Origin of the sequence: Paraburkholderia sediminicola (assembly GCF_046027825.1) — a bacterium.
GTDB classification, from domain to species: domain Bacteria; phylum Pseudomonadota; class Gammaproteobacteria; order Burkholderiales; family Burkholderiaceae; genus Paraburkholderia; species Paraburkholderia sediminicola_D.
Window position 1 is genome coordinate 27,588 of the sequence record NZ_JAQQDU010000014.1, and the last position, 12,677, is coordinate 40,264.

The 12,677-nt window shown below is 59.7% G+C and carries 13 protein-coding genes and 1 pseudogene; 10 read left to right on the plus strand and 4 right to left on the minus strand.

Annotated elements, in window-relative coordinates; all coding sequences use genetic code 11:
- The 4 genes from PQQ96_RS10085 to PQQ96_RS10100 all read left to right on the plus strand — a co-directional run bounded on the left by PQQ96_RS10085 (window position 1) and on the right by PQQ96_RS10100 (window position 3,002).
- Complete coding sequence (locus PQQ96_RS10085) at window positions 1–828, plus strand: ABC transporter permease (protein ID WP_408291290.1); 828 nt, start codon at window positions 1–3, stop codon at window positions 826–828.
- A gap of 4 nt (window positions 829–832) precedes the next feature.
- Window positions 833–1,636 (plus strand): ABC transporter permease, encoded by an 804-nt coding sequence (locus PQQ96_RS10090; protein WP_408291292.1) that lies wholly within the window; start codon window positions 833–835, stop codon window positions 1,634–1,636.
- A 199-nt stretch (window positions 1,637–1,835) separates the two neighbouring features.
- Window positions 1,836–2,384, plus strand: a complete 549-nt coding sequence (locus PQQ96_RS10095; protein ID WP_408291294.1) for a YbhB/YbcL family Raf kinase inhibitor-like protein — start codon at window positions 1,836–1,838, stop codon at window positions 2,382–2,384.
- A 174-nt stretch (window positions 2,385–2,558) separates the two neighbouring features.
- A complete protein-coding gene (locus PQQ96_RS10100; protein WP_408291296.1) occupies window positions 2,559–3,002 on the plus strand; it encodes a thioesterase family protein in 444 nt (147 codons plus the stop codon).
- Between the two features lie 26 nt (window positions 3,003–3,028).
- Here the strand turns inward: PQQ96_RS10100 and PQQ96_RS10105 are convergent, their stop codons facing one another.
- On the minus strand, window positions 3,029–3,454 hold the full coding sequence (locus PQQ96_RS10105; RefSeq protein WP_408291298.1) for a response regulator: 426 nt from the start codon (window positions 3,452–3,454) through the stop codon (window positions 3,029–3,031).
- A gap of 128 nt (window positions 3,455–3,582) precedes the next feature.
- Between PQQ96_RS10105 and PQQ96_RS10110 the strand changes: the two genes are divergently transcribed.
- From PQQ96_RS10110 to PQQ96_RS10135, 6 genes and pseudogenes are all read left to right on the plus strand, one after another.
- Window positions 3,583–4,704 carry an ATP-binding protein gene (locus tag PQQ96_RS10110; protein ID WP_408291300.1) on the plus strand — a complete coding sequence of 374 codons (1,122 nt, stop codon included), beginning with the start codon at window positions 3,583–3,585 and terminating at the stop codon, window positions 4,702–4,704.
- Window positions 4,705–4,983: 279 nt separating this feature from the next.
- Window positions 4,984–5,895: a phosphotransferase family protein gene (locus PQQ96_RS10115; RefSeq protein WP_408291302.1), complete on the plus strand. Its 912-nt coding sequence runs from the start codon at window positions 4,984–4,986 to the stop codon at window positions 5,893–5,895.
- A gap of 145 nt (window positions 5,896–6,040) precedes the next feature.
- Window positions 6,041–6,844 carry a lipid II flippase Amj family protein gene (locus PQQ96_RS10120; RefSeq protein ID WP_408291304.1) on the plus strand — a complete coding sequence of 268 codons (804 nt, stop codon included), beginning with the start codon at window positions 6,041–6,043 and terminating at the stop codon, window positions 6,842–6,844.
- Between the two features lie 90 nt (window positions 6,845–6,934).
- On the plus strand, window positions 6,935–7,381 hold the full coding sequence (locus tag PQQ96_RS10125; RefSeq protein ID WP_408291305.1) for an anthrone oxygenase family protein: 447 nt from the start codon (window positions 6,935–6,937) through the stop codon (window positions 7,379–7,381).
- Window positions 7,382–7,523: 142 nt separating this feature from the next.
- Window positions 7,524–8,318: an AraC family transcriptional regulator gene (locus PQQ96_RS10130; RefSeq protein ID WP_408291307.1), complete on the plus strand. Its 795-nt coding sequence runs from the start codon at window positions 7,524–7,526 to the stop codon at window positions 8,316–8,318.
- Between the two features lie 59 nt (window positions 8,319–8,377).
- Window positions 8,378–8,815 (plus strand): annotated as a pseudogene (locus PQQ96_RS10135) (GNAT family N-acetyltransferase).
- Window positions 8,816–8,905: 90 nt separating this feature from the next.
- Here the strand turns inward: PQQ96_RS10135 and PQQ96_RS10140 are convergent.
- From PQQ96_RS10140 to atzF, 3 genes are read right to left on the minus strand one after another with little or no spacing between them, the layout of a single operon-like run.
- Window positions 8,906–9,961, minus strand: coding sequence for a HoxN/HupN/NixA family nickel/cobalt transporter (locus PQQ96_RS10140; protein ID WP_408291309.1), 1,056 nt, complete (start codon window positions 9,959–9,961; stop codon window positions 8,906–8,908).
- Between the two features lie 42 nt (window positions 9,962–10,003).
- Window positions 10,004–10,720 (minus strand): GntR family transcriptional regulator, encoded by a 717-nt coding sequence (locus tag PQQ96_RS10145; RefSeq protein ID WP_408291310.1) that lies wholly within the window; start codon window positions 10,718–10,720, stop codon window positions 10,004–10,006.
- A 47-nt stretch (window positions 10,721–10,767) separates the two neighbouring features.
- Window positions 10,768–12,603, minus strand: coding sequence for an allophanate hydrolase (gene atzF, locus PQQ96_RS10150; protein ID WP_408291312.1), 1,836 nt, complete (start codon window positions 12,601–12,603; stop codon window positions 10,768–10,770).
- Between the last annotated feature and the right edge of the window lie 74 nt (window positions 12,604–12,677).

Below are 12,677 nucleotides of genomic sequence, written 5' to 3' on the forward strand. Positions count from 1 at the left end.
ATGAACGTCCTTCGCCCCTACGTCGCGGCGTTTGTCGCTCGCTTCAAGACCATGCTGCAATACCGGGCCGCCGCGCTCGCCGGCTTCACCACGCAGTGCTGGTGGGGCGGGCTCAAAGTCATGGTGTACGCGGCCTTCTATCGCCACTCAGCGCATGCTCACGCGTCAATGACGCTGGCGCAGGTGATTACCTACACATGGCTGGGCCAGGCGTTGTTCACGCTGCAGCCGTGGAGCGGCGACCCCGAGGTTGCTGCTGCCGTGCGGACCGGCGCTGTGGGCTACGACCGTCTGCGGCCGGTCGATACCTATGCGTGGTGGTTCATTCGTGCAACGGCATGGATGAGCTCGCGCGCATTACCCCGAGCCGCGCTGATGTTCGTCGCCGCTGCCGTCCTGCTACCGCTCGCCGGCCTCGGCGAGTGGTCCTGGCGCGCACCGTCCGACGCTCTTCAGGGCGGGCTCTTTGCGATCTCGCTCGTGCTGATGATCCTGCTGGGCGCGGCTTTCATGATGTTGATCAATCTCTGTATCACCGCGACGCTAACCGACCGCGGGATCAACACGCTCGCGCCTGCGTTCGTGATCCTGTTTTCGGGCAATCTGATCCCACTGGGCCTGTTTCCCGACTGGCTACAACCTGTTCTTATCGCGCAGCCGTTTGCGGGGATGCTCGACATTCCCACCCGGATCTACATCGGTGCGCTCACTGGCGGGGCGGCATGGGGTGGCTTGGCTCTTCAGGCTTTCTGGACGCTGGTATTTGTCATCCTCGGCCGTAAAGGGATCGGCAGTGTGATGACCCGGCTCGAAGTGCAAGGGGGGTGACGCGATGAACGCCCTTTACCTGCTGCGCCGTTACTTCGTCACCTCAATCCGTGCGCAGTTGCAGTATCCGGCCTCAAGCCTGATGTTGGGCTTCGGTGCGTTCCTGACCAATGTGATCGAACTCGCCGGAATCTGGGCGCTATTTAACCGGTTCGGCGACGTCGAGAGCTGGCGGTTTGGCGATATCTGCATGTTCTTCGGCACGATCAGCATCAGCTTTTCGATTGCCGATTTTATGAGCCGGGGCTTCGATGTGTTTGGCCACGAATTCGTGCGCACGGGCGACTTCGACAGAATACTGCTGCGCCCCCGCACCGCCACGCTGCAGCTAATCGGACACGATTTCCGGCTGCGAGTAGTGGGGCGCCTGGTCCAGGGCCTTGCCGTTATAGCGGTTGCCACCAGCGCGCTGGATTTTCACTGGACTGTGGGTGCGGTTGCGTTGATGCTCTGGACGATCGCGGGCGGTGTAGCGTTGTTCTTCGGCTTGCTGGTCCTGCAGGCAACGCTTGCGTTCTGGACGGTCGAAAGCCTGGAGGTGGTCAACGTCGTGACCTATGGCGGTGTGCAAGCGGCGCAATACCCCCTCAACTTCTACGCGAGCTGGTTTCGCAATTTTCTGATTTTCGTGGTGCCGATTGCCTGCGTCGCATACTTTCCGGTGCTAGCCATCCTGGGCAAGGCGGACCCGCTGGGTGCGCCCCGCTGGTTATTGCCTCTCTCGCCGGCTGCCGGATTCGCGTTCCTGGCGCTTAGCTTTGCAGCGTGGCGCTTTGGGGTGAGCAAGTACACCTCGACGGGTACTTGAAGATGGAATGCGATCCGGTGGTCTCGTCGAGGTCTGGCAACGGACGATCGGACAGCATCGACGAACGCTGGCCTGGATGCCAGTATTGACCATACCAGTATCGGCCGTTGCCTTGTTCGCCGTGGTAAGCGTTGCGACAATCCTGATTCAATCCAGATGTCAATGTCGCTCGTTACCCTTATTCTGAAAGGCATCCACGATGAAAACTGGTCAATTCATCTTCACGTTTTTTGCCGGACTGGTTGCCATGAGCAACGCGATAGCAGGCGGTTTTGCAATCCAGAGCAATGACCTGGCAGACGGACACTTTAATAGTGCTCAGATATCCAATGCCTTCGGGTGCCACGGCGGGAATATTTCGCCGGCGATCAGCTGGTCTGGTGAGCCAGCAGGAACCAAAAGCTTTCTTGTTACGATGTACGACCGCGATGCGCCTACCGGCTCGGGATTCTGGCACTGGGTCGTAGCAAATCTGCCGGCGAGCGTTCACACGCTCAGCCTTGGCGCAGGGAACGAGATCAGCAGACTTCCCGAAGGCGCGATGGCCGTCAGAAACGATACCGGCAACGCAGGGTACCTGGGCCCCTGTCCGCCTGAAGGCGAGCGTCATCGCTACGTCATCACGGTCGCTGCGCTCAAGGTCCCCGATTTGTCCGTCGATAAAACTGCAACGCCAGCAGTGGTCGGGTTTGTCGCTCACTACCAGGAACTGGCAAAAGCGACGATCACGGTCCAATACGCTCGCTAGCTCTCCGTCTCCGGAGTGGCCGCTTCCGGGAGAAGCGAGGGACTGGTTGGGGTCGCATGATCACCTGCATACGATCGACGTATTGGGTTCTACGCGCGTCCTGCACGTCGAACCGCTAGAATCTCAGGCGTCAGCGCGCTTCAAGTGCGCCCCCACAACCCCGATTTTCACGCCATGGCCCGCATTCAACTACAGTTTCCCGAGGACCAGTTTTACTACTCGACGCATCTCACGGTGCGCGTCACCGACATCAACGGTGCGAACCACCTCGCGAACGATTCGATGATCTCGATGATTTCCGAGGCCCGCGCACGCTTCCTGTTCGATGCCGGCATCGAAGGCATGAAAGACGCGCACACGAGCATCATCGTGACGGATCTCGCCACGACTTATCGTGCCGAAGCCTACGCACGCGACCAGTTGTGCTTCGAAGTCGGCATCATGGATTTCAACAAGTATGGCGGGGACATCATCTTCCGCATCACGCGGCCGGCAGATGGCGCGCTTGTCGCGATGGCGAAGTCGGGTTTCGTGTTCTTCAACTACGAGATGAAGAAGGTCGTGCCGATGCCGCAGGCGTTCCGCGGCAAGTTTCCGAACGTCAACGCCGTCGACTGAAGTTTCCGGGGCGCCACGAATCAACATCACCTTGATGGCCGAGTTCTGGCCAGAGCCATACGACGGTCCGTTTGATCGTGCCTGCGGGACGCTATGGCAGTCAGAATGACCGGAAGTTGCGCCGGTTTTACAAAATGGTGATCGAAGCCGGCCTTGAGCGATTCGACCCGTTCGGAGGGCGCGCCCAGTGCGGTCACCGCCACCAGCAATGGGCAGGGGATGACGCTCATGCGCCGGATTTCTCTTGCCACCGCCCGACCGTCCATGCCGGGCATCTGGACATCGAGCATCACCACGTCAGGACGCCAGGCGCAGTACGCGGCGAGCGCGCCTACACCGTCTGCGGCCGTTTGGATGGTGTAACCGCAAGCCTCGAAGAACAGCACGTAGGCGTCGATCAGATTCGGGTCGTCGTCTGCGATGAGTAAGCGCTCTGCTTTCTCAGTGGACATTGGGTTCCTATAGGTTGCCCCCTATGTCACGCAATTTAGGGACCCGATAGAATCAAAGCAGCTATTTGCGGGTAATATCAATTCAGCGAATACTCCACACGAACTTTCCCACTTCTTCGAGCGCGAACATGAGATTGGCTGACTTCATTCTGCGCGACATGGAAACGATTTTGCTTCAATGGGAAGCGTTTGCCGGCACCCTGCTGCCGGCAGCCGCCAACATGAAATCTCTCGCTCTGCGAGACCATGCGCAACAGATTCTGCAAGCGGTAGCGAAGGATCTGGCGACGGCTCAGACCAGGGAAGCGCAAGCCGAAAAATCAATGGGACGAGCCCCCGTACTGATCGGGGCGCCAGAGACGGCTGCGCAGTCGCACGCCCTTTTGCGGGCGCGAGGCGGGTTCGACATCAACCAGTTGGCTGCCGAGTACCGTGCCCTGCGAGCGAGCGTCCTGCGCCTCTGGATGGACGAATGTCAGCCCGAGGCCTCACATCCAGACGATGTCATCCGGTTCAACGAGGCCATCGACCAGGCACTTGCCGAATCGGTCGGGTATTTCAGCGCGCAAGTAGACCAGGCTCGTAACCTTTTGCTGGGCATGCTCGGGCACGATATGCGCAGCCCACTCCAGACCATCCTGATGACCGCCCAATATCTGGCGGCGCTGAACGCTGGGGAGCAAGTATCCGTAGCCGCATCCCGTTTGATCAGAAGCGGCGCTCGCATGCAGGCCCTTCTGAACGATATGCTTGATTTCAACCGAACCCGGCTCGGTTTGGGCATCAACATCGCGCCGACTGATGCCGACCTGGAGAAACTGCTTGCCGACGAACTCGACCAGTTGCGGGCGGCGCATCCAGACCGTCAGGTCGATCTCAATGTGGAAGGTGACTGCCGGGGTGTTTGGGACGGGCGCCGTCTGCAGCAGTTGCTCGGCAACCTGGTTTTGAATGCGATCAAGTACGGCGCGTCAGACGCGCCGGTGCGGGTGGTGATGACCGGCGACGCGCGGGACGTTCGTTTTGCGGTCGTGAACCACGGGCCCGCCATCGAGCGAATAGCGCTGGATCGGATCTTTGAACCACTCCAGCGTGGTCTGAATCAGGAAGGCTCATCTGGCGCCGAGGGCAACCTGGGGCTCGGACTGTATATCGCGCGCGAGATTGCCAAGGCCCATGGTGGTGAGATCGAGGTGCGGTCCGACGAGACAGAAACCGTGTTCGCAGTGCGCCTGCCGCGCCGTCAGTAGCGCTTATGCGCGGTGCGCGAGATGCGGTGTCAAGGACAACGAAGTCTCGCATGCGATGCTGGTGCATCGCAACGCGCGGCGCGCGCAGTGATTCTGTCCGGGGGCCGTCGCTCGAATCGGGCGATCATTCGTTCAAGGACGCGTCGACAGTCAAGCGCAAGCAGGCATTGCCAAAATGTAATGACATAACAAACGGAAACATTCGCCCCATTGCTCTATCGACGCAGATCCGTTGTAATCGGCCACACTTCATGTAGTGCGAAATGGGCGGGGACAAACGTGATTGACGACGAACAAGCCACCGGACTGGTTCGGGCGGCCCTGCATACGCATCCGCTCGCCGCAGAGCGGCAATTACTCACGCAAAGTGGCAACTGCATCTTTCGAGTTGATCTTCCCGAAGGAGAATCGACGGTGCTTCGCGTCAGCCCGCACCGCAACGGCTTCGCACACACCGGGCACAATCTGCGCATCCTGCGCGAAATGGAGCTGCCGGTCCAGAGCGTGCTCGCAAGCGGTGATACGGAAACGGGCGGCTCGTTCATCATCCTGAACTGGATACCGGGTCGCGATCTCGAGTATGAACTGTCGCAGATGCGCCCGGAACGGATGACACGTGTCGCTGAAACCGTGACCGATTATCAGAAACGCGTCGGCTGCTTGCCCCGCAGCAATGGTTTCGGCTGGGCGCCGATCGGCGGACACCCGACGTTTGGGCAATGGACGAATATCTTTGGCGAGCCAGCAAATGGTGAGATCTCCGTCGATGCAACGCCGCTGGCGCAACTGCGTGCCCGTCTGCGCGCTGTACGGAGATCGGTCGAGCCCCACTTTGCCTCGATGACGCCCACGTGCTTTCTTGACGATCTGACGACGAGGAATGTTCTGGTCGAGCGCGGCGAGTTGCAAGGCATCATCGATTTCGACTCGGTCTGCTATGGCGACCCATTGATGTCGGTCGGCACGACACTCGCTCACCTCGCCGCTGACGTTGGAGAGGCCGGCCGCTTCTACGGGGAAGAACTGATTCGCTGCTGGAGCCCGGGAGCCGACGCTTTGCGGGCGATCTACTTCTACGCGGCCTTGTGGGTCGTCGGCTTTGTGGCAGCCGCCGAAGGCGCGGGGGACATTGCGCGCGCCACAAAACTGGTCGACATCGCAGACGCTATGCTGCGTCTGGGTGAAACGTAAGCAGCGACGCAAGTTATTTGAGGGCATGCGGGAGGAGCGAATGGCGGCCTCGGTTCAGTGACTGCTTTGGCGAAACGCGACAGGCCGAATCGGGCCGGGAACGCACTCCGGTAGACTGATGCCTTGCCAAACTCGCCGCGATAGCATGGACACTCAGCTTTGGATCATATGCGGGCTTACGTTTGTAATTCATGTGATCGCGACACTGGCCTATGCCGTGCGGATCGCTGGCGTTCGCACACGCCGTATCGCCGTGTCATTTTCTCTATTCGGGATCATCGCTTTAGTCTCCCGAACGGCGAATTCCTTTCAGGGGCCATTCATCGCGAAGCGGGTTGAGCTGGATATTGCGCGTCACGCGGAACATGGTTTGCTCGGCGACTTTCGGCTTTTCCTGTTGACCGCCACGGTGGCAAGCATCGTCGGTACATTTCTCATCCCCACCTTCCAGCGTTATTTCAGCCGCGCCGTCGATCACTTTCAGGCGAATCGCTCGGTTCCTCGTTTGCTGCTCCATATCTTCAGTCGCGGGGGCGTCAGCTACATCCGGGATGGAGCGCGACTCCCTTCGCGACAGAACGTTACCCAACTGACAACTGGTGCAGGTGTTTCCTGGAAAGTCATCGCACTGAATGTTGTAGCGATGGCAATCTGGACGGTCGGCGTTTTCGCGTCACTTTATGCGGGATACCTGAAGCCCGATTTGCGAGTGACATGCGCGAATCTATCGTCGGTGATCAATGGCTTCGCAACCGTGGTACTGGCGGTCGTCATCGACCCGCAAGTTTCGGTGATGACGGACGACGTAATCGAAGGCCGGGTGTCGGAGAACAGCTTCCGACGAGCCATTACAACGCTTGCGGGCGCGCGCGTTCTCGGAACACTATGTGCGCAGGCGGTGCTCGTTCCGGCGGCATTCATCATTGTTCGCATCGCTGAACTTATCTAGCGGGGCGGGCAATACCGGGAGTCGCGATAGGTACCGCGTTTCCGGGCAGTGCGGCCGCGCGTGCCGATAGGCATCCAACTGGAGGTGCGTATGCTCTGGATTGCTGAGTTCGTCGCTATGCTGACTTGTGCGGTTTTTGCTGGCGCCGCGATCTACATCAGTCTTGTCGAGCATCCAGCCCGGATGCAATGCGACACCAGGACAGCTGCGACGGTTTGGGCACCAAGCTACACTCGCGCGACGATGATGCAGGCGCCGTTGGCCGTTCTGAGTTGCGTCTTTGGCATTGTGGCGTGGTCGCTGGGCGCCGGCGTAACCTGGCTGATCGGCGCGCTGCTAATAGGCAGTGTCGTGCCATTCACGTTGATCGTCATCAAGCCCACCAATGCACAGCTATTGATGCAAGGGCGCGATCTCACGTCGGCTGAAACGCGGGCGTTACTTGAGAAATGGGGCCGACTCCACGCAGTTCGCAGCGTGTTGAGTCTTGCGGCATCGCTACTCTTTCTGGCGGCAATCCTGAATTCGTCTAAATGACCGCGCCGGGTTGGTGGCATTCCTGGGCAGTGAGAGCGAGTGGTCAGGAATGCGGCCGTATGAAGGTCTCGCTAATTGCTTCGTAAAGTTGACGGAAACGGTCCGCCTTCGGTATCGCGTCAATGGCGGTAGAATTTCGGCCATGCGCAATACTCTGCTCGATCCCTACGAGGATATTCCCCGCAGCGTTGTCGTTACCGTGAACGACTATCCGGCCGGCTCGACTTTCCCTTCGCACTCGCATCGGCGCGGGCAATTTGCGTTTGCCTCTCGTGGCGCAATCAGCCTGGCGACGCCCGAGGGTAACTGGCTCGTGCCACCGCAGCGAGCGTGCTGGGTACCGGCGGGTGTCGCGCACGAAATGAAGATGAGTGGCGCGGTAACGATGCTGAACACATTCGTCTCGGACGAGACCGTACGAACGGCAGGGCTGGCCGCCCAGTGCGGTGTGTATGGTGTCTCGCCGCTACTGAGGCAACTGTTCGACGAGGCAGTTGATCTGCCGGCGCTGTACGACGACGATGGACGTGCCGGCAAGTTGATGGCATTGCTAGTCGCGGAGATAGCGATCATGCCGCAGCTTTCGTTGAACGCCCCGTTGCCTGCAGATCCGCGTCTTGCGAGAGTGTGCCGGCGTATATTCCTGGAGCCCTTGATCACAATTAGTCTGGACACCGTCGCGGCCGAAGCGGGAATGAGCCGGCGGACCTTCACGCGCTTGTTTCGCGCGCAGTCCGGCGTAAGTTTCGGTGAATGGCGGCAGCAGGTCTGTCTACTGGCGGCGATCGAACGCCTGAGCTTGGGGCAGCCAGTGACCCAGGTCGCGCTGGACCTCGGCTATGCAAACCCTAGCGCATTTGCGGTCGCATTCCGTCGTGTGCTGGGTGAAACACCGAGTCAATACGTGGAAGCCAATTTTTGCGCGGCGGAACAGTAAGGCAAAGATGGCCGACAATCGGACCGCTTAACCCACGCAACATTAACGAGGCATCGAAGGTGAAACTGGCGTTCGCAAGTACAACGCACAACGACGCTGAAACACTGGTTCAAATGCGCATCGAAGCGATGAGAGAGAGCCTGGAACGTATCGGACGTTTCGACCCGCAACGGGCGCGCGACCGTTTCCTGTCATCGTTTGATCCGGCCTTGTGCTAGTTCATCGTGGTTGACGGCGTAACTGTAGGCTTCGTCCTAACGAGGCCCGCGGACGATCATCTGATGCTCGAGCATTTTTATGTCCTGCCTGAACATCAAGGGAAGGGCATCGGCTCGACGGTACTCGCGGCGATCCTCTCAGACGCTGACGCGCGATCGATTGCAGTCAGGCTAGGCGCGCTCCGCGATAGTGACTCAAACCGCTTTTATCAACGACACGGGTTTGTGAAACAGACAGAAGGCGAATGGGATATCTACTACGCGCGCAAGCCTCAGTGATACCGGTAGAGGAGATGCATCGTCGGCCGCATCTCCTCGGGTAATTCTCCGCCTGCGGCTCGGGCGACGATGCAGACATGACGCATGCCGCTAGCGGCTCACGTCCAGTTCGTCGAAACGCTTCGCCCGATAGATCAGGACCGACGCAATCCAGCTAAGCACGAAGATGCCGATAATGATGTATCCGAGGGTTCCAAAATTATCGTTCAGCGTGCCGATGGCATCCCACACCGGACCTTGCAGCTTCAACTGGTCGGCGATCAGCCCCAGCGCTTCGATACCGCCGATCACCACGGCCACAATGACCGACACCAACGTGATGGTCATGTTGTAGTAAATCTTACGGATCGGCTTCAGGTAGGCCCAACCATAGGCGCCCAGCATCAGGTGTCCGTCAAGCGTATCGATCAGCGACATACCCGCGCTGAACAGTGCGGGAAACACCATGATTGCCCATGGCGAGAGACCCTTTGACGCCTGGGTTGCGGCGATCCCGAGCAAGCCGATTTCGGTCGCTGTATCGAATCCCAGGCCAAACAGGAAACCCAGCGGGTACATGTGCCAGCTGCGGGTGATCAGGCGGAACAGTGGGCGAAAGAGCCGGGCCAGAAATCCGCGATCCGCCAGCAGCATGTCGAAATCGTCTTCAACATACTTGCCGCCGTTTCTGACGTGGCGCCACGCATGATAGATCGACTTAAGAATGATCAGATTCATCAGCGCGATCGCGAACAGAAACAGCGCCGACACCAGTGTTCCGATGATCCCGCCAATTTCCTTGTAGTGATCAAAACGCGTCTGAATGGCGGACGCGGTAATGGCAACCGCGACTGACGCGAGAACGACGACCGTTGAATGGCCGAGCGAGAAGAAGAAGCCAACTGCTACGGGCCGCTTCTTTTCCTGCATCAATTTGCGGGTGACATTGTCGATTGCCGCGATGTGGTCGGCATCGACGGCATGACGCAAGCCGAAACCATAGGCCAGCAAGGCGGTTCCAAGCAGCAGGGGATGGTTGCGGAATGCCACGACGGCCCAGATCCACGCGAGCATATTGATCGCGATTAGCACACCGTAGATACCGAAGAGCTTGCTTCGCACCCCAGTACTCGAGTCACTGAAAACTTTAATAAATTGAGAAATCATCGGTTAGATCCGTGGGATTTGCGCGTCCAGTTTGAAGTGATGTCAGGTATCTTCGCGCGCGCCGTAGCGCTCGCGTGCAGTCTGTATCATGTAAAGCGTGATGCGTTTAACCTCGGCCTGGCTTTCCGCGATGTGGGCGCGGATCATCTGCTGTGCCTCGGGAACGTCGCCGGCAAAGATAGCCTTGAGAATCGCCGCATGCTCTTTGTACGTTGCCGCGACGCGCGGCTTCTTGGTGAAGTCGAGCCTGCGGATGATCCGGATCCGCTCGGTGACGTCCTCGTGAATCCGGGACATTTCGTTGTTGCCGATCGCGGCTACAAGGCGCCCGTGGAAAGCTTCGTCAAGCGAGGCGACCGTGACGGGGTCGTCAAGCTGCTTCTTCACGGGCACACACCAGATCTCGCGCTGTGCCTCCAGCCGGGAGGTGACATCCAGTTCGACGATCTTCGCGATTGCCGAGGTTTCCATCATCACGCGTACTTCGTAGAGATCCTCGAAATACTTGAAGTCGAACGCGCGAACCTGCCAGCCACTTTTGAAATTGACATCCACGTAGCCCTCGCGCTGCAGCCAGAACAGCGCTTGTCGCACCGGCGTGCGGCTGACCTGCATCCGCGCCGCGATATCGCCTTCACTGAATTTGTCTCCGGGCAGCAGGCGAAAGTCGAAGATGTCGGCTTTGAGTTGGGTGTAGATCTGCGCAGCAAGGTTGCTAGCGTTTTTCGCCGACCCAGTCGGCACGCTGTTGTCCGCCATCTGCGTTTCCCGGTTTGTAAGGGGGTAGGTAAGAAGCCTACCCCAGATCATGAATGGGATGACGTAGAGGCTGCTTGCTGGCTGGCGAGCCAGGCTGCCCAGCCGCCGAACCCGGTGATGTCGCGCGCGTCCTGCAAGGCGTAGGGTTCGCAGATGAAGCCCTTGACCTGCCTGCCGTCGACGAGTGTCACGGTCCCGATCCCAAGCGGCGCCGGCACACCCGCGACGAAAGAGCCAAATGCAGCGAGCGGCACGTCCCAGAGTTCGAGTTGAATGGGCGACCCGTTGCTGGAACGGAGCAGGCCCGGCTTCGCCGGCGTGGTGTTCGCGAGCGAGAAGAGCCGATAGTCACTGGACGTGGTGGTGCTCTCTACAAAGAGCGCACCACGACTCGTCAATTCGTGATTGAGCGGCATCCCGCGCAAATGCGCGCCGACCACGGCGACACGGATCGTGCCGCGAGGCTCGCTGATGCCAGCCGCGGGCGTTTGCTCTGCAGAACGCGACGGCAGTGGCAGCCCCGTTGCCCCGCGAGGCAACCCGGTGGCTTGATGCCACTGCGCGGCGAAGGCCGCGAGCGCGCGCTCCTGCCACGCATCACCGATGAAGGTAATCCCGAACGGCAGGCCATCCGCGCGCAGGTTCGCCGGTACGGCCACAGCGCTCCAGTCGAGCAGGTTGACGAAGTTGGTGTACTTGCCGAGATTGCTGTTCAGACGCGCGGGGTCTGCCAGCAGCTCGGCAATCTTGTAGTGCGTTGGCGCGGTCGGCACGAGCAGCGCGTCGAACTGCGATAGCACTGCGTCGGCATGGCGCTTCAAGTCGGCCAGCTTGTAGATCGACTCGAACGTGTCGGCGGCGGAGAATTCCTTCGCCTTGAAGATGATGTTGCGCACCACCGGGTGAATATCTGCCTCATGCTTGCCGGCAAAGTCGCGAATCGCCGCATAGCGCTCGGCCACCCATGCGCCGTCATACAGTAACGCGGTGACGTCATCGAAGATGGAAAAGTCGATGGGTACGCAGGTCGCCCCGCGTGCTTCAATGTGTGCAATCGCCGCCTTGAAAGCCGCTGCGGCGAGTTCGTCGCCGAAGAACTCCGGTTTCACAGGCACGGCAAAACGGGGCGCGGCGGGCACGCGCCAGTTGCGGGCAGCGGCGGGTGCTTCGCGGGAGAGGCCATCAGCCAGATCGAGTGCGGCAGCAACGTCATACACGAGCGCCGCGTCGTCAACGGTTGTCGCGAACACCGAGACGCAGTCGAGCGTGCGGCATGCAGGGACGACACCCGTATTGCTGAAGGCGCCGCGGGTGGGCTTGAGTCCAACAATATTGTTGAGGCCCGCAGGGACGCGTCCCGAGCCGGCCGTGTCGGTGCCGAGCGAGAACGGCACGATGCCACGCGCTACCACGGAAGCCGAGCCGGAACTCGAGCCGCCGGAGATGTACTCGGGATCGAACGAGTTGGTCGGTATGCCGTAAGGGGAGCGCACGCCCACAAGGCCGGTTGCGAACTGATCGAGGTTCGTCTTGCCGATGACAATGGCGCCGGCATCCGTCAGCCGCTGGATAATAGTCGCGCTACGAGCGGGCGGGTAGGCGAATGCAGTACATCCGGCCGTGGTTTCGAAGCCGGAAACGTCGATGTTGTCCTTCGCGGCGAAGGGAACGCCATAGAGCGGTAGTTTCGTCAGATCGCCACCGGCCGCTGTGAGCTTTGAGTCAAGCCGTGCGAGCTGCGCGTTGAGCGCGGCCTGTGTCGCGGTCGATATCCAGGCGGGATCGTCGGGCGTCAGCCCGCTAACCAGTTCATTGAGTAATTTGGCGGGCGTTGCACCCCTTCGATAGGCGTCCTGCCACTCCGAAATCGTCCATCCACGCATCTCGTATTCCCTCTTGTGTACAAGTTATCGAGTACATGTATTCAAGAATCGTACCAACTACGATGAATCTCGCC

What these genes read in the sequence shown, in the direction of transcription:
- PQQ96_RS10085 (WP_408291290.1), top strand. Translation starts at nt 1, where the DNA reads ATGAACGTCCTTCGCCCCTACGTCGCGGCGTTTGTCGCTCGCTTCAAG.
- PQQ96_RS10090 (WP_408291292.1), top strand. Translation starts at nt 833, where the DNA reads ATGAACGCCCTTTACCTGCTGCGCCGTTACTTCGTCACCTCAATCCGT.
- PQQ96_RS10095 (WP_408291294.1), top strand. Translation starts at nt 1,836, where the DNA reads ATGAAAACTGGTCAATTCATCTTCACGTTTTTTGCCGGACTGGTTGCC.
- PQQ96_RS10100 (WP_408291296.1), top strand. Translation starts at nt 2,559, where the DNA reads ATGGCCCGCATTCAACTACAGTTTCCCGAGGACCAGTTTTACTACTCG.
- PQQ96_RS10105 (WP_408291298.1), bottom strand. Translation starts at nt 3,454, where the DNA reads ATGTCCACTGAGAAAGCAGAGCGCTTACTCATCGCAGACGACGACCCG.
- PQQ96_RS10110 (WP_408291300.1), top strand. Translation starts at nt 3,583, where the DNA reads ATGAGATTGGCTGACTTCATTCTGCGCGACATGGAAACGATTTTGCTT.
- PQQ96_RS10120 (WP_408291304.1), top strand. Translation starts at nt 6,041, where the DNA reads ATGGACACTCAGCTTTGGATCATATGCGGGCTTACGTTTGTAATTCAT.
- PQQ96_RS10125 (WP_408291305.1), top strand. Translation starts at nt 6,935, where the DNA reads ATGCTCTGGATTGCTGAGTTCGTCGCTATGCTGACTTGTGCGGTTTTT.
- PQQ96_RS10130 (WP_408291307.1), top strand. Translation starts at nt 7,524, where the DNA reads ATGCGCAATACTCTGCTCGATCCCTACGAGGATATTCCCCGCAGCGTT.
- PQQ96_RS10140 (WP_408291309.1), bottom strand. Translation starts at nt 9,961, where the DNA reads ATGATTTCTCAATTTATTAAAGTTTTCAGTGACTCGAGTACTGGGGTG.
- PQQ96_RS10145 (WP_408291310.1), bottom strand. Translation starts at nt 10,720, where the DNA reads ATGGCGGACAACAGCGTGCCGACTGGGTCGGCGAAAAACGCTAGCAAC.
- atzF (WP_408291312.1), bottom strand. Translation starts at nt 12,603, where the DNA reads ATGCGTGGATGGACGATTTCGGAGTGGCAGGACGCCTATCGAAGGGGT.